Source organism: Pantoea sp. SORGH_AS_0659, assembly GCF_031453915.1.
GTDB classification, from domain to species: Bacteria; Pseudomonadota; Gammaproteobacteria; order Enterobacterales; family Enterobacteriaceae; genus Pantoea; species Pantoea leporis.
The window spans coordinates 507,246-522,373 of the sequence record NZ_JAVJAK010000001.1 but is presented as its reverse complement, the minus strand read 5'-3'; the positions used below and the strand labels follow the sequence as shown (position 1 = coordinate 522,373).

General features: G+C 56.2%; 13 protein-coding genes. 5 read left to right on the top strand and 8 right to left on the bottom strand.

Translation table 11 applies throughout. The annotated features are described in order from the left end of the window. Positions 1–7 precede the first annotated feature (7 nt). The 3 genes from Q3H59_RS02645 to pmbA all read right to left on the bottom strand — a co-directional run bounded on the left by Q3H59_RS02645 (position 8) and on the right by pmbA (position 2,403). Entirely contained in the window at positions 8–346 is a 339-nt protein-coding gene (locus tag Q3H59_RS02645) for a glycine dehydrogenase (RefSeq protein WP_007892186.1), read from the bottom strand. Positions 347–599: 253 nt separating this feature from the next. Beyond that, positions 600–989, bottom strand: a complete 390-nt coding sequence (gene cybC / locus Q3H59_RS02640) for a cytochrome b562 (protein WP_110867416.1) — start codon at positions 987–989, stop codon at positions 600–602. A 73-nt stretch (positions 990–1,062) separates the two neighbouring features. Beyond that, entirely contained in the window at positions 1,063–2,403 is a 1,341-nt protein-coding gene (gene pmbA / locus Q3H59_RS02635) for a metalloprotease PmbA (protein ID WP_192236155.1), read from the bottom strand. Between the two features lie 115 nt (positions 2,404–2,518). Here pmbA and yjgA point away from each other — a divergent pair, with 115 nt between their 5' ends. Further along, positions 2,519–3,061: a ribosome biogenesis factor YjgA gene (yjgA, locus tag Q3H59_RS02630; RefSeq protein ID WP_101762888.1), complete on the top strand. Its 543-nt coding sequence runs from the start codon at positions 2,519–2,521 to the stop codon at positions 3,059–3,061. Positions 3,062–3,186: 125 nt separating this feature from the next. Here yjgA and mpl read toward each other — a convergent pair whose 3' ends face one another. Continuing rightward, on the bottom strand, positions 3,187–4,542 hold the full coding sequence (gene mpl / locus Q3H59_RS02625; RefSeq protein WP_137386589.1) for a UDP-N-acetylmuramate:L-alanyl-gamma-D-glutamyl-meso-diaminopimelate ligase: 1,356 nt from the start codon (positions 4,540–4,542) through the stop codon (positions 3,187–3,189). 166 nt (positions 4,543–4,708) lie between these two features. Between mpl and fbp the strand changes: the two genes are divergently transcribed. Further along, positions 4,709–5,716, top strand: coding sequence for a class 1 fructose-bisphosphatase (gene fbp / locus Q3H59_RS02620; RefSeq protein ID WP_008103565.1), 1,008 nt, complete (start codon positions 4,709–4,711; stop codon positions 5,714–5,716). Between the two features lie 51 nt (positions 5,717–5,767). Here the strand turns inward: fbp and Q3H59_RS02615 are convergent, their stop codons facing one another. After that, positions 5,768–7,339: a methyl-accepting chemotaxis protein gene (locus tag Q3H59_RS02615; RefSeq protein ID WP_309833018.1), complete on the bottom strand. Its 1,572-nt coding sequence runs from the start codon at positions 7,337–7,339 to the stop codon at positions 5,768–5,770. A 169-nt stretch (positions 7,340–7,508) separates the two neighbouring features. On the opposite strand from Q3H59_RS02615, the gene Q3H59_RS02610 reads away from it, so the two are divergent. The 3 genes from Q3H59_RS02610 to ppa all read left to right on the top strand — a co-directional run bounded on the left by Q3H59_RS02610 (position 7,509) and on the right by ppa (position 9,073). Beyond that, the gene (locus Q3H59_RS02610) at positions 7,509–7,922 is read left to right on the top strand and encodes a lysozyme inhibitor LprI family protein (RefSeq protein ID WP_101762885.1); all 414 of its coding nucleotides are present in this window, start codon (positions 7,509–7,511) and stop codon (positions 7,920–7,922) included. A gap of 70 nt (positions 7,923–7,992) precedes the next feature. After that, positions 7,993–8,442 carry a DUF441 domain-containing protein gene (locus Q3H59_RS02605; protein ID WP_008103576.1) on the top strand — a complete coding sequence of 150 codons (450 nt, stop codon included), beginning with the start codon at positions 7,993–7,995 and terminating at the stop codon, positions 8,440–8,442. A 100-nt stretch (positions 8,443–8,542) separates the two neighbouring features. Then, positions 8,543–9,073: an inorganic diphosphatase gene (gene ppa / locus Q3H59_RS02600; protein WP_007892166.1), complete on the top strand. Its 531-nt coding sequence runs from the start codon at positions 8,543–8,545 to the stop codon at positions 9,071–9,073. 53 nt (positions 9,074–9,126) lie between these two features. Here the strand turns inward: ppa and Q3H59_RS02595 are convergent, their stop codons facing one another. From Q3H59_RS02595 to Q3H59_RS02585, 3 genes are read right to left on the bottom strand one after another with little or no spacing between them, the layout of a single operon-like run. Further along, entirely contained in the window at positions 9,127–9,480 is a 354-nt protein-coding gene (locus Q3H59_RS02595; RefSeq protein WP_101762883.1) for a gamma-glutamylcyclotransferase, read from the bottom strand. Between the two features lie 2 nt (positions 9,481–9,482). Beyond that, positions 9,483–13,253 (bottom strand): translocation/assembly module TamB domain-containing protein, encoded by a 3,771-nt coding sequence (locus Q3H59_RS02590; protein WP_309833012.1) that lies wholly within the window; start codon positions 13,251–13,253, stop codon positions 9,483–9,485. Then, on the bottom strand, positions 13,250–14,989 hold the full coding sequence (locus tag Q3H59_RS02585) for an autotransporter assembly complex family protein (RefSeq protein WP_192236143.1): 1,740 nt from the start codon (positions 14,987–14,989) through the stop codon (positions 13,250–13,252). The genes Q3H59_RS02590 and Q3H59_RS02585 overlap by 4 nt, the downstream gene beginning before the upstream one ends. Positions 14,990–15,128 lie beyond the last annotated feature (139 nt).

Genomic DNA, 15,128 nt, shown 5'->3' with positions numbered 1-15,128 from the left:
TCGCAATTTATGCTTCGTTCGATTTCGCCACTTCGATATGGACGGACAACAACCAGGCTTCCTCTTTGGGCAGATTGCCAAACAGATCCACCACCTGCTGCGCCAGCGCCATGGTTTCCGGCGAGATATCTTCAAACAGCTCAGCTTCTACTTCCGGTAGCGCTTCACCCGTTAAAGAGCGCGATGCCATCGCCCGGACATGCGAAGCCAGCATCTGCTGCTGCACGGCGTTGGCTTCGATGTGATGTGCGGCGTAGATCGCTGCAATTTGGCTTAACACCTTATCCGCCAGCGCCTGGATCGCTTCCGGCGTGCTCTGTTTCAGCGGGACAGCTTCACTCCTCACCTTGTTACTCCTGTTTACAGCGGACAATTACAGATATTTCTCGTTGATAAGAAAGTACGCTTTCGCCTTCAGGCTGTTGAGTCGCAACTTTTCCACCTCAAAGTGGAAATCCCGCGGGCGAGTGTGCGCCAGATCTCAGGACGCACGAAGTGTGCGAAAGCGGTCACAAAATGCGAGGATTGATGGAGTTATGCGGATTAAAGCGGAGATAAGGCAAAGAGGAATAAGGCCAGCCACGGGGCTGGCCGGGTTATCAGCGGAATTTCTTATGGTTGGCGTTGCGAATATCTTCCAGTTTCTTCGCTTCGGCCTTGGCTTCGTCCAGCTTGTTGGCTTGCGCCAGCTGATCAACCACATCGATCTGGGCAATCAGCGAATCCAGACCGGCGTGATAATCCTTGATCTGCGCGCTATCGGCCGCCTGACCTTCCAGTTTTTCCGGCGTGGATTGCTTAGCATCCGTTGCCGCCTGGCGCATCTTACCCAACGCGGTATGCATCTCCTGCGCGTCAGAGGTTTTCTTCACCACGCTCAGACCATCCTTGAGCGTATCCATATCTTTTTCTAAATCGGCTGCAAACACGCTAGCCGAGGAGAACAACAGCGATAACGACAACACTGCAATCACATGCTTATTACGCATTGGTATGTCCTTTTATTATTGTCGGGCCAAAAAAAAAGCAGCCTTGCGGGCTGCTTTCAAAAAGCGATGACTCTTATTGTCCGGCGATTTTCATCTCCGGCAGCAGCACCGAACCGCATTGTATATTGCTGCGGGTTTCAATGTCGTTACCGACGGTCACCATATTGAGCCACATCTCCTTGAGGTTACCAGCGATTGTGATCTCGCTCACAGGATATTGAATCTCACCGTTTTCCACCCAGAATCCGGATGCGCCGCGTGAATAGTCGCCGGTCATGCCGTTGATGCTAGAGCCCATCATCTCGGTTACCACTAAACCGGTGCCCATCTGCTTCAGCAGGTCGTCAAAGCTGTGGCCCTGACCGGCAATACGCCAGTTATGGATGCCGCCTGCGTGGCCGGTGCTCTGCAAGCCGAGCTTGCGCGCCGAGTAGCTGGTCAACAGCCAGTTCTGCAGCACGCCATCTTTAATGATGTCACGCGATTGGGTGCGCACGCCTTCGCTGTCGAACGGCGTGGATGCCAGGCCTTTCAGCAGGTGCGGATGCTCTTCAATGGTCAGCCACTCGGGCAGAATCTGCTTACCGAGCGAATCAAGCAGGAAGGTCGATTTGCGGTATACGCTGCTGCCGCTGATCATGCCCACCAGATGACCAAACAAACCGGTCGCCACTTCTGGCGCGAAGATCACCGGCGCTTTCATGGTCGAAAGCTTGCGCGGTGCCAGACGCGACAGCGTGCGGCGGGCGCACTCGGCGCCAACCCATTCCGGGCTTTTCAGATCGTCAAAAGCGCGGCCAATGGTATACGCGTAATCGCGCTCCATATTGCCGTCCTGCTCGGCTATCACACAGCTGGAGAGCGAATGGCGGCTGGAGCAGTAGCTCTGCAACATGCCGTGGCTGTTACCAAAGACTTTGATACCAACGTGGCTGTTGAAGCTGCCGCCTTCGGTGTTGGTGATGCGCTTGTCGGCCTGCAACGACGCTTGTTCCGCCTGAGCGGCCAGTTCGATAGCGCGATCGGCATCGATCTCCCACGGATGGTAGAGATCGAGATCCGGCGCGTCAAACGCCAGCAGATCGGGATCGGCCGGTGCGCCAAATGGATCCACCGAGGTGTAGCGCGCAATGTCGATCGCCGCCTGCACGGTGCGTTTGATCGCATCCGGGCTGAGATCGGTGGAGGAAGCGCTGCCTTTTCGGTTTTGATGGTAGACGGTGATGCCGAGCGCACCATCGCTGTTGAATTCGACGTTTTCCACTTCGCCATAGCGGGTACTGACGCCGATGCCGGTGGTTTTCGTGACCGCCACTTCAGCGCCATCGGTGCTGGCTTTTGCCAGTTCCAACGCCTGCGCGACAGCCTGTTCCAACACTTTACGTTGTTCTGCAACCTGAGTAGATACGTTCATCGACCTGCCGTCTAATCTTAAGTATGAATTGTTTGAGTCTATCAGACTCAGAGAACAATTTCGCAGTCGCCCGATAAACTGGTAGGATTAGCCTCTTTTTTTTGGGAGCCAAGAGATGACCAAGCAGCCCGAAGACTGGCTCGACGATGTGCCGGATAATAATGACGAAGAAGATGAAGAGATTATCTGGGTCAGCAAAAGCGAAATTAAACGCGATGCCGAAGAGCTAAAACGCCTTGGTGCCGAGCTGGTTGAGCTGGGGAAAAATTCCCTCGACAAGATCCCACTCGACGAACAATTGCGCGACGCGATTGAACTGGCGCAGCGCATCAAGAAAGAAGGCCGTCGCCGTCAGCTGCAGCTGATCGGTAAGATGCTGCGTTCACGCGATGAAGATCCGATTCGCCAGGCGCTGGATAAGCTGAAGAATCGTCACAACCAGCAGGTTGCACTGTTCCATAAGCTGGAGATTTTGCGCGATCGTTTGATCGAGCAAGGTGATGACGCGGTCGCTGAAGTGTTTAACCTCTATCCGCACGCCGATCGTCAGCAACTGCGCAGCATGATCCGTAACGCGCAGAAAGAGAAAGCCGCGAATAAGCCGCCAAAATCTGCCCGCCTGATTTTCCAGTATCTACGTGAGTTGGCAGAAGCGTAAGTTTTCTGCGGTTTTCCCCTCAGCCCCTTCTCCCGCAAGCGGGAGAAGGGGCTGACCGAGCTCCACCTAAACATTCCCTCGCCCGCTTGCGGGAGAGGGCCAGGGTGAGGGGAAAACCCGCACCATCACCGCCCTAACCGCTCCAGCAGTTTCTGGTGAATACCACCAAATCCGCCGTTACTCATCACCAGGATCGAATCGCCTGGCTGGGCTTTCTTCGCCACCATTTCCACCAGCGTATCGATATCCGCGCTCCACTGCGCTGGCTGAATGCACGCCTCAGCGACATCGGAAACCTGCCACGGAATATGGTGCGGCTGGAACAGGAACACTTCGTCTGCGCGGCCCAGCGATGGCGCTAACTCGTTCTTGCTCACCCCCATCTTCATGGTATTTGAGCGCGGCTCCAGCACCGCCAGAATGCGTGCGGTGCCGCCCACTTTGCTGCGCAGCGCCGCCAGCGTGGCGAGAATCGCGGTAGGATGGTGAGCGAAATCGTCGTACACCTTGATGGCGTTCACTTCACCGCGCAGTTCGAGACGACGACGCGCATTGATGAAGCTGCTCAACGCTTCACCGGCATCCACCGGTTTCACCCCAACATGACGCGCCGCCGCAATCGCCATCAGGCCATTATGCATGTTGTGCTCGCCCACCAGCGCCCAGTTCACTTCGCCGACTTTCTCGCCGTCGAGCCAGATCTCCCAATGTGAAGAGTCCGGCGTCAACTTTTTCGCCTGCCAGTGACCGTTATCGCCCACCGTTTCCTGCTCGCTCCAGCAGCCCATCGCCATCACTTGCTTGATGTTGTTGTCGTGCTCCGGCAGCAGGATCTTGCCCTGGCCCGGCACGATACGGATCAAATGATGGAACTGCTTCTGGATGGCGCGCAGATCGTCAAAGATATCCGCGTGATCGAATTCGAGGTTGTTGAGGATCAGCGTGCGCGGGCAGTAATGCACAAACTTGGAACGCTTGTCGAAGAACGCGCTGTCGTACTCATCCGCTTCGATGACGAAGAATGGACTTTTTCCTAATTTTGCCGAAACCTCGAAGTTTCCTGGCACACCACCGATGATAAAGCCCGGTTCCAGGCCGCAGGCCTCGAGAATCCACGCTGCCATGCCGGCTGTGGTGGTTTTGCCGTGGGTTCCCGCCACCGCCAGCACCCAACGATCGCGCAGGACGAAATCGTGCAGCCATTGCGGGCCGGAGAGGTAGGGAATGTTGCGTTCCAGTACCGCTTCGACACAAGGATTGCCGCGCGTCATCGCGTTACCAATGATCACCAGATCCGGTTGCGGATCGAGCTGGCTGGCATCGTAACCTTCAGTCAATTCAATGCCTTGCTGTTCCAGCAACGTGCTCATCGGCGGATAGACATTGGCGTCTGAGCCGGTCACTTCGTGTCCCAGCGAGCGCGCCAGCATCGCCAGTCCGCCCATGAAAGTGCCACAAATCCCGAGGATGTGAATACGCATAAAGAGATCCATTACTCAAAAGTTCGGCGCACAGTGTAACGCCGAGTTGAGAGGGAAGAAACGGATTAGGACTATGGTTTTTAAAGTTCAATCGGCTAAACTGCGCTCATACGTTGGTAGCTTGTTACAGCTGCTGCCACTCCATCGTAGATGCAGGGAATGTGTTATGAAAACGTTAGGCGAATTCATCGTCGAGAAGCAACACGACTTTCCACACGCCACAGGTGAACTGACGGCGCTGATTTCTTCCATTAAGCTTGGCGCTAAAATTATCCACCGCGACATCAACAAAGCGGGTCTGGTGGATATTCTGGGTGCCAGCGGCGTGGAAAACGTGCAGGGTGAGCAGCAGATGAAGCTTGATCTGTTTGCCAACGAAAAGCTGAAAGCCGCCCTGAAAGCACGCGGCGTGGTGGCCGGTATCGCGTCGGAAGAAGAAGACGAGTTCGTCATCTTTGAAGGCTCAGAGAATGGCAAATACGTTGTATTAATGGATCCGCTGGACGGTTCTTCAAACATCGACGTTAACGTTTCCGTCGGCACCATTTTCTCTATCTACCATCGCATCAGCGAGCCGGGCACGCCAATCACCGAAGCCGACTTCATGCAGCCGGGCAACAAGCAGGTTGCTGCGGGTTACGTGGTTTACGGTTCTTCGACCATGATGGTTTACACCACCGGCGTGGGCGTGCATGCGTTTACTTACGATCCGTCGCTCGGCGTATTCTGCCTGAGCCACGAGCGCATGACCTTCCCGGAGAAGGGTTACACCTACTCGATCAACGAAGGTAACTACATTCGCTTCCCGCAGGGTGTGAAGAAATACCTGAAGTTCTGCCAGGAAGAAGATATCGCCACCAAGCGCCCGTATACCTCGCGCTACATTGGTTCACTGGTGGCCGACTTCCACCGTAACCTGCTGAAAGGCGGCATCTATCTCTATCCAAGCACCGCCAGCCACCCGAAAGGCAAGCTGCGTCTGCTGTACGAATGCAACCCAATGGCCTTCCTGGCGGAGCAAGCGGGCGGTAAAGCCAGCGATGGTGCCAATCGCATCCTCGACATCCAGCCAGAAACGCTGCATCAGCGCTGCCCGTTCTTCTGCGGCAACGACGCAATGGTGGGCGACGTTGAACGCTTTATCCGTGAATATCCGGACGACCATTCAGCCTAAGTTTTTTCCCGCTGTGCAAAGCCCGCCTCCGTGCGGGCTTTTTGTTGCTGCCTACGAAGGCAGAGACGCGACTACGCGGAATTGCGCCATCGAATCCTGCAACTGCTGCGACTGCGCTTCCAGCGATTGGGTGGCAGCGCTGGCTTCTTCGACTAACGCGGCGTTCTGCTGCGCGGCTTCATCCATCTGCGTCACCGCCTGATTTACCTGCTCGATACCGCGACTCTGCTCTTCCGAAGCAATGGAGATCTCTTTCATCAGCGTAGTCACGCGCATCACTTCGCTGGAGATTTCATCCATGGTTTCACCGGCGCGCGTGGCCATATCGCTGCCTTCTTGCACCCGCGTCTGCGATTCTGCGATGAGCTCGCGGATCTCTTTGGCGGCGGTGGCGCTGCGACCAGCCAACGTGCGCACTTCATTAGCGACCACGGCAAAACCGCGCCCTTGTTCACCGGCACGCGCGGCTTCAACCGCAGCGTTCAGTGCCAGGATGTTGGTCTGGAAGGCAATGCCATCAATCACGCTGAGGATGTCGCCAATGCGATTGGCGCTTTGGGTGATCTCCTGCATCTTCTCCATCACGTAGCCGACCACTTCGGCACCGCGATCGGCACTGTCGGAGACATTGCTGGCGAGCTGATTGGCCTCTTTAGCATTGCTGGCATTGAGACGCACGGTGGCGGTGAGCTGTTCCATGCTGGCCGCGGTTTGCTCCAGCGAAGCGGCGGACTCTTCGGTACGCTGCGAGAGATGCACGGTGCCCGCCGCTAACTCGCGGCTTCCCACGTCAATCTGCAAGCTGGCTTCGCGCACCTGACTGACCGAACTGCTGAGCGCCAGCTGCATATTCGCCAGCGCCTGATTGAGACGGCCTAATTCACTCTTTCCGGCTGCGGGCAGCGGCTGGGATAAATCGCCGGCCGCAATTTGCTCCAGATGCAGAATCGCGCCATCGAGTGGACGCAGCAGCAGACGACGCAGCAGTTGCCAGGCAATGACGATCAGCAATAGCGTCAACGCCATCGCCACGCCAATCATGATTTTCATCTGCCACTCATTGTGTGCAGCTTGCGCCAGACGTGTAGCTGAGACTTCATCAGCATAAACGGCAAAATCATGCACGGCTTTCGCGTAGTTGCTTGCCAGCGTTGAGAGGTTGCCTTCCAAAACCTGGTAATATTCGTCGGTATACTGCTTTTGCAACGCATCCATCATCGGCACGATAGCGCCCTTATGATAGGCAGCGAACGAAGTAGCCACGGCATCGGCGAGGATTTTACCCTGAGCCGTTACCGTTCCGGCATCAATAAAGGCTTTCTGATGACGCTGGGAACTGGTGACATCCTCCTCAGCTTGTTTGGTGACGCTGGCGCCATCCTCCAGTAATCCGATTTCGATTTTGCGCACGGCCAATGCGGCGCTGCCGCGCGCGCGCATGAGATCGGCGTTGCTTTGGTACAAACTGTTCAGTTCAATTCCCTGAATGCGGTTAATAGCATCCAGTGATTGATTGCCTGCGTTGATGGCAGAGATGCCCATCGCGCTGACTGCCAGCAGCAGCAGCGCCATAAAAGCCAAAAGCGTGAGTAATGCAGTACGAATTGATAGCTGTTTGAACATGATTATCCCCGTTTGCAAGAAAAGGCAGAAATCCGCTGGCCCTAAAACGGAAAGATTATCGGCAGTTGATCGCGGAAACTTTATCCATTGTTGATGGTCAACTGGCTGACGATCATCCAGACTTCACTTTTACTGAACTCTGCCCCAGCAAAATTTAAGGAATGAAACGATGAAAAAATGGCTCCCGATGGCGTGTTTGTTGGTCAGTGGTTTTGCGGCAGCGCAACAAAACCCTATCGATCAGCAGCTCGATCAGTGTCTGAATAAGGAATCCAGCACCGCCGGCATGTCTCAATGCTACGGCACCGCTAATAAAGCCTGGGATAAAGAGATGAACGCGCAGTACACCCAAGCAATGAAAAAATTAACCGGCGCACCTAAAGACAAATTGCGCAGCGCCCAGCGCGCGTGGCTGACCTATCGCGACAGTTGGCTGGATGCCAGCCGCAGCTATTTTGTTAGCAGCCAGGGCACGATGGCCGCGCTGTCAGTTGGTGCGCAGGGCGTCAGTCTGGTGCGTAATCAGGCGCTGATGTTGCAATCAATTAACAAAGGCAGTTGCGCCAACCCCGACGATTGTTGATTAATGTAAGCGTTTAATACGCTTAGCGCTGGCATCGGCCAGCGCGCCCATTAATCTGCAGGGAGAAACCATGGCTGCTTATGCCTCCACCATCATTCTTGTTTGCCTCGCCGTCCTCAGCTATTTCGTTCATAACAGCGCCGTTACCATCTCGATTCTGATCCTGCTGGCGATCAAGCTCACCCCGCTGTCGCAATTCTTTCCCTATGTGGAAAAACAGGGCATTCAGATTGGCATCATCATCCTCACCGTTGCGGTGATGGCGCCGCTGGCCAGCGGTACGCTGCCGGCTTCCTCTCTGTTGAAATCGTTCGCCAACTGGCAATCGATTATCGCGATTGTGGTGGGGGTTTTCGTTGCCTGGCTGGGCGGACGCGGCGTGAACTTCATGAGCGTGCAGCCGTCGGTGATTGGTGGGCTGTTGATTGGTACGGTGATTGGCGTGGCCTTCTTCCGTGGTGTGCCAGTTGGACCACTGATTGCGGCGGGGATCGTCTCGCTGTTTGTCACGGCGAAGTAGCGGGTTGGAGCATTCCGAAACGCCAAAAAGGGGGCATACTTTCAGAGTCAGTTGGCTATAATAGCCGTCACTCAACATATGACTAATGAAGGAAAGCCAGATGAGTTTGAACCAGGTGCCTGCAGGTAAAGAGTTGCCAGAAGATATCTACGTTGTCATTGAGATCCCGGCTAACGCCGATCCGATCAAATATGAAGTCGACAAAGAGTCTGGCGCCCTGTTTGTAGACCGTTTCATGTCTACCGCCATGTTCTATCCGTGCAACTACGGCTACATCAACCACACCCTGTCTCTGGATGGTGACCCGGTTGACGTGCTGGTGCCAACCCCTTATCCGCTGGTACCGGGCTCAGTGATCCGCTGCCGTCCCGTCGGCGTGCTGAAAATGACCGACGAGTCTGGCGAAGATGCCAAACTGGTTGCGGTGCCGCACACCAAGCTGAGTAAAGAGTACGATCACATCAAAGATGTGAACGACCTGCCAGAACTGCTGAAAGCGCAGATCACCCACTTCTTCGAGCACTACAAAGATCTGGAAAAAGGCAAATGGGTGAAGGTTGATGGCTGGGACAACGCAGAAGCGGCCAAAGCTGAAATCATCGCCTCTTACGAGCGCGCGCAGAAGAAATAAGATTCTTTTCTGCCACGCATAAAAAAACACCGTCCAATGGACGGTGTTTTTATTTATGCCTCTGTTTCGCCATCTCGCCTTAACCAGTCACCGCTCGCGATATGCGTGCGACCCGCAACTGAACGCTGATAGACATACAGCCAGGCACTGCCGTAAGGCGTCTGAATAAGCTGGCGTTTGTATTCGCCATTTTTGGTGCGCAAGGCATCAAGTTCGCCGAGCGTGCTGGCGTCAATGCGATACACCTCGCAATAAACGCTGCCTTCTCCTTCCACCACGCCCGGATAGTGACCCAGATTGTAGAGATCAAACCCCACAATCTGATGGTCGCCGAGCCACTGCGCATTCGTCATCCAATGACTGTTTCCCTGTTTGCGCCGTAAACTGCCATAGACAATTATTCGCATTGCTAAAACTCAAACTGATAGAGCAGATCCAGTGCCTGATCGAGACCCGACACGGCTTCTAAATAGAGTTTGGGCATCAGGCGATAACGCAAGGTTAAGGTCGCCAGTGAATCAAATATGCCAACACCGTATTTTACTTGTAGACCCGGCAACACGTAACCACTCACCTGCACCTGCTGGCTATCGCCTACGCCAGCGGTATCAACCGCGAGATTACTGACACCGAAGGTCTCGCCGATTTTACCCACAACCTGACCACTTTGCGCAACCCCCAATCCCACCAGCGCGGAAGTTAATGCGTTGCTGTCGCCATCGCTGTTGAGTCCCTGACCACGTAACAGGTAAGAAAGCGCTTCCTGCTGTGACATCGCCGGATCGGAGAACACTTCCACTTTCGGCTCATCCGCCAGCCCGGTTACCCGTAATCCGGCGGTGACATCGTCTTCAGTGGCCTCAGGATTACGGATCGCCTCGAGATTGACGTAAGGCTGGTCCGGCGGTCCGGCGAATTGCAACTCACCTTTACGTACCAGCAGATCCTGACCATAAGCGTGGAAGCGGCCGGATGGGATGTTGATCTGGCCATTCAAGCCGAGGCCGTTTTTATCCTGCACCAGTTTGAGATCGCCATTCAGCCTGGCTTTTAGGCCAAATGCCGAGAGCCGCACATCATTACCGACGTGGATCACCAGATTGCTGTTGATCGGGATTGCCGCCGTTTTCGGCTGAATCGGCTTGAGATTTTGATCCAGCATCACTTCATCAGAGGAGACGCCGGTGGCGCTTTCCGGCACTTCCTGCACGGTAATGCGCGCCCACGGAATATCCACTTTGCCGTCAAGGCTGAACGCGGCCGGCGTGGCTGCAAACACCAGATCCGGCGAGACATCCATGCGCACCATTGGCGGCACGGTAACGCGGATACGGCTACCTTGCGCCGCCACGCGCGCACGCCAGTTATCCAACTGGCTCCAGTCGGCGTTGCCGCTCAGGTTAAGATTGCCCTGCGCCGTCTGAATCATGCCGTTGAGCGTTGAGCTCATGCCGTTGAACACCATGTTGAGGTTGGCAGCGGTGAGATCAACCGGCATAAAGCTGCCGTCGACATCCACATCGCTCAGCCCCAACTGACCAAACACCTGCGGCTGCTGCAGCGTGCCGCCAAGGCGCAGGTTGCTGTTCAGGTTGCCTTTGATCTTCTCGCCCTGCATCAGCGCCGGATTCAACATCGCCAGCGAAATATTGCTGATGCCGATGTTGCCCGACAGCTGACGCCGATTCTCAGGATCGGCGATCTGCACATTGCCGCTCAGCTGGCCGTTGTTGACGATATGGATCAACCAATCAAGCTGTGCGCGACCGTTACGCAGCGCGGCATTCAGGTTCAGCGTGTCGAAGGCGATAGGCAAACTGTTGCCCTGCACGTCTTGCTCCACTTTCACGCCGCTGCCTTTCAGCGCTAAGGTGCCGGTTGGCAGCGCGCCGTCGGCGGTCCAGTTAACGCGCGCATCACCACTGAACACACCGTTCAGTTTGGTGGCATCGGTGAGGAACGGTTTGATCATCGCCAAATCGAAGCGATTGAGCACCACATGCGCATGTCCGCTGGCACCGGCTTCAATCGGTTCCGGTACGCACAGCTGCGCGTTCGGGTTCTGCCAGCAGTGCGGCCCAATGGTGGCGGTCTGCTTGCTGTTAAGGTAATCAATCGCCATCGCCCGCGTCAGTCGCCATTCGCCTACCGGCGTGTCGAAACGCGTGTTGTTGAGATTGCCCTGCCAGCGCTCGGTTTTGCGATCAAAGCTGCCGTTCAGCGCCAGCTGACCGGAAACCGGTTCGCCCTGTACCGCGAGCTTAAGCTGATGCTGCTTTTCGTTGCCGTCGGCGTTCAGCGTTAACAGGTTCACTTTCAGCGCGTCCTGCTGCAGCTGTTCCACGCGCAGTTGCAGCTTACCGGCGATCTGATCGCTGGATTTCACATCGCCCTGCAACGCCACACGACGGATCTGCAGCTGCTGCCAGCGCAAACCAGTAGCCGTGAGATCGGCCAGCAGCTGCGGCGCCTGTAAGGTGCCGCGTGCTTTGATGGTGCCTTTGGCGACGCCGCCCAGGCCCGGCAGCGCGTTATCCAGCTTTGGCGCATCAATGCTGGCGTCGAGATTGAGCGTGTCGCCCAGCTCGCCGTTCACGTCCAGATGGTTGCGACCCAGCGCAATGTTAAGGCCGGGCACTTTCCACTGGTTATAGCTGTTGCCAGTCAACGTACCTTTGGCGCTCACCGCGTTCTGCTTAACATTTCCTTTCAGCTCCAGCTGCGGCACGCTGAGCTGCCAGGTTCCGCCGTACAAGCTGCCGCGCGTGGCAATTTTGCCCTCCAGCTTCGCTGGCCAATCCGGATACTGTTTGGCGGTGTTGATGCCCGAAAGCGTCAATTCGCTGCGCCAGCTAATGGCTTTGCTCCAGTCCACCAGCGCCGTCAGATCGATATTGCCCTGCAGCGCCGCCACGCGCAGCTTATCAAGATTGAACTGCTGCTCGTTGCCTTTGCCGTCCAGCGCAATGGTGGCAGGCGGCACGCCTTCGCCTTTCACCGCAGTGCGCAGCGACATCACGTAATCGGTGGCTTTGCCTTTGAACTGATAATCGAGATTATCCGCCTGATACTGCACCGCGCCGGTGAGCGGCCAGCGCAGCTGCGGGCTGGTGAGTTTTAGCGCCAGTGGCAAACCGGCGACCGCAGGCTGCGTGGTCGCATCCAGCTGCGCACGCACCGGACCGGAAAGATTCAGCCCGAGCTTCAGCTCGTCACGCATCGCGCCTGCAAGGTTCATTTTGATCTTCTCGCCCTTGATTGGGTCGAGATTGAGGGTGCCGTTCAGCGCAAAATTCACCGGCCAGTTATCGGCCAACGTTGCTTCACCGCTGGCGTTCACCTGCCCTTGCGGCGAATCGACATCAAAGGTTTCCAGTTGGAGATGACGATCGGCGGTTTTGGCTTTTAACAGCAGACGCGTGATTGAGATGTCGGTATCGCCGGTGATGCGCAGCTGTTCGCCCAACAGTTCCTGCACGGTGATATCCAGCGGCAGCTGGAAGTCCGGCATCTCTGGTAATAGCGGCTTAGCGAACATCGCCTGCAGCGTTTCGCCCAGCGGCTGTTCATCCGGCTGCGGCTGCTGCACTTTTGGCTGCACCACCTGCTCATCCACCACTTTGGCCGCTTTCGGCAGCGCGATCAGCAGGCTTTGGATATGGGTTGGCGTCAGCGTCAGTGCGCGATCCTGCCACTGCAGGCCGCTGGTGAAGTCGAGCAGGGAAATTGCGGTGTCATCCACTTTAACGTTGATGTTATGCAGCCCGACTTTGCTGAGCGTGATGGGATACGGCGTGCTGAGATTGGTGCTGCCGCTCTCCTCTTCCGGCGGCGGTGCGCTGGCCGGTGCCATTTTTTTGCTATCGACCACCACGCTGACATCCTGCAGCGCAATGTCATTGACACACACCGACGAATGCAGCAGGCAGTTGAGATTCAGCGCCAGGTGGAAACGTCCGGCATCCACGCTAACGCCCGGCATCTCATACTTCACGCCGCTTAGCGTCAGATCGCGCCAGCCACCTTCCACCTGTTTGATCGACAAACCTGGCACCCAGCGATCGGCGCCTTTCAGCAGCAGATGCAAACCCGGCGTGGTGCCCACCAGAAACGCGATGCTGCCCAACAGCAGCACCAGAAAAATACCGATGCCAATCAGGACCTTTTTCCACAGCTTCATAGTTCAGGCCCCAATCCTACATAAAATTGCAATCCATGCTCCTTGTCGTCGCCAATCGGCCGCGCGATATCAAACTTGATCGGCCCGACCGGAGAAGACCAGCGCACGCCGAAGCCGGCGCCGGTTTTCAGGTTGCTCTGCTTGATGTCGTTGACCGCTTCGCCGGAATCGACGAACACCGCGCCCCACCATTTGCCGGTCACGTTGTATTGATATTCAAGCGAGCCGGTGGCCATTTTCGAGGCGCCGGTCAGCTTGCCGTTATCATCACGTGGCGATACGTCTTTGTATTTGTAACCACGAATACTGCGATCGCCACCGGCGAAGAAGCGCAGATCCGGCGGCACTTTGTCGAAGTCGTTGGTTTCGATCCAGCCCACATTGCCGCGCGCCACAAAGCGATGCTTATCGGCGAGCGTGCGAATCCAGACGTTTTGCGCCTGCATGATGACGAAATCAACGTCCGAACCCCATGTGGTATCCGACACGTCCACCGAGTAGCGCTGCGAATCACCCCACGTTGGCATCAGACCGCCGCGCGAACGGGTGCGGTTCAGGCTAACGCCCGGATAGAGCAGCATAGTGGTGTTGGTCACGCTGGCCTGGGTAAAGTGATCGAGGCTCCAGCGCAGGTTGATTGCCTTCTGCCAGCCGCTGCTGCTGTCCCAGTTTCGCGACATCGCCAGCGTGGTGGTATCGGCTTTGGTGTCGTTGAGATCGGTACGCTTCACGCCGCCGGAGAAGGTGTAATACTGCTCCAGCGGACTTTTCAGCAGCGGGACTTTATAGCTGAGATCGAGCTGCTGCTCCGGCGCAGAAACGTAGGCGCTGGCGGCCAGGCTGTGGCCGCTGCTGTTAATCCACGGTTTTTTCCACGTGCCTTTAATGCGCGGCCCGACATCGGTGGAGTAACCGACGCCGGTTTCAATGGTGTTTTCCACGCGTGGCGATACCACCGCATTCAGCGGCAGCACTTTGCTTTGACGACCTTTATCAAACTCAGGCGCGACCACCACTGAGTTGAACCAGCCGGTCGCCGACAAGCGGCGGTTAAGTTCGGCCAGATCGCGCGAGCTGTAGTAATCGCCCTTTTTGAACGGCACCAGATTTTGCAGATAGGCTTCGTCGATTTGCGAGCCCTGGAAACCGACATCACCAAAACGGTAGCGCGGGCCGCTATCGTAATTGATGTCCCAGAAGGCTTCGCGCCGTTCAACCGAAACGCCAAGCTGGCTTTGCTTAAAGTCACCGTCGAAGTAACCATTACGCAATGCCAGGCTGGAGAAGCCGTTTTTAAATTTGTCATAGGCGCCGTGATTCAGCTGTGTACCGACTTTCGGCGTGCCCTGTTTGACCCAGGCTTGGTAATCCTTGTCGGTGCGGGCTTCACCTTCGATCACAATGGTGCTGCCGCCGATCTTGACCGGTTCGCCGGGCTTAACGTGTGCGATCAATACCGGACGACCACCTTGCGGCGGTGCCGGGCGCGATTCAAAATCGATCTCCGGTTCGTAATAACCCAGTGCCCGCAGGCCTTCTTTGATCGCTTCCGCAACGCGCGCGCGGAAACGGCCGTCGTTCGACACCTCGTCACTGCCGATGGTGGACAAGCGTGCCCTGACGTTCTTTTGCAAATCCCCGCTAAGACCGTCCAGCTGCAAGCGCACTTTGGCTGCCTCAACGGCAGGTGCAGCAAGCAACAGGCTGGCCAAACAATAAATATGAAATCGTGGCACACGTACTCCTGTTAATAATGCCGGCCCCTATTCCGCAGGGGCGTTTATTCTCTGGAAGGGTATCACCAGCGCGCGTTTACCCATCAGCATAGCCGCTCTTTTCCCCCCACTGGCGCAAATTCAGCGACTAAGCCAAATT

Coding starts and splice junctions, on each gene's coding strand:
- cybC (WP_110867416.1), bottom strand. CDS start 989: ATGCGTAATAAGCATGTGATTGCAGTGTTGTCGTTATCGCTGTTGTTC.
- pmbA (WP_192236155.1), bottom strand. CDS start 2,403: ATGAACGTATCTACTCAGGTTGCAGAACAACGTAAAGTGTTGGAACAG.
- yjgA (WP_101762888.1), top strand. CDS start 2,519: ATGACCAAGCAGCCCGAAGACTGGCTCGACGATGTGCCGGATAATAAT.
- mpl (WP_137386589.1), bottom strand. CDS start 4,542: ATGCGTATTCACATCCTCGGGATTTGTGGCACTTTCATGGGCGGACTG.
- fbp (WP_008103565.1), top strand. CDS start 4,709: ATGAAAACGTTAGGCGAATTCATCGTCGAGAAGCAACACGACTTTCCA.
- Q3H59_RS02615 (WP_309833018.1), bottom strand. CDS start 7,339: ATGTTCAAACAGCTATCAATTCGTACTGCATTACTCACGCTTTTGGCT.
- Q3H59_RS02610 (WP_101762885.1), top strand. CDS start 7,509: ATGAAAAAATGGCTCCCGATGGCGTGTTTGTTGGTCAGTGGTTTTGCG.
- Q3H59_RS02605 (WP_008103576.1), top strand. CDS start 7,993: ATGGCTGCTTATGCCTCCACCATCATTCTTGTTTGCCTCGCCGTCCTC.
- ppa (WP_007892166.1), top strand. CDS start 8,543: ATGAGTTTGAACCAGGTGCCTGCAGGTAAAGAGTTGCCAGAAGATATC.
- Q3H59_RS02595 (WP_101762883.1), bottom strand. CDS start 9,480: ATGCGAATAATTGTCTATGGCAGTTTACGGCGCAAACAGGGAAACAGT.
- Q3H59_RS02590 (WP_309833012.1), bottom strand. CDS start 13,253: ATGAAGCTGTGGAAAAAGGTCCTGATTGGCATCGGTATTTTTCTGGTG.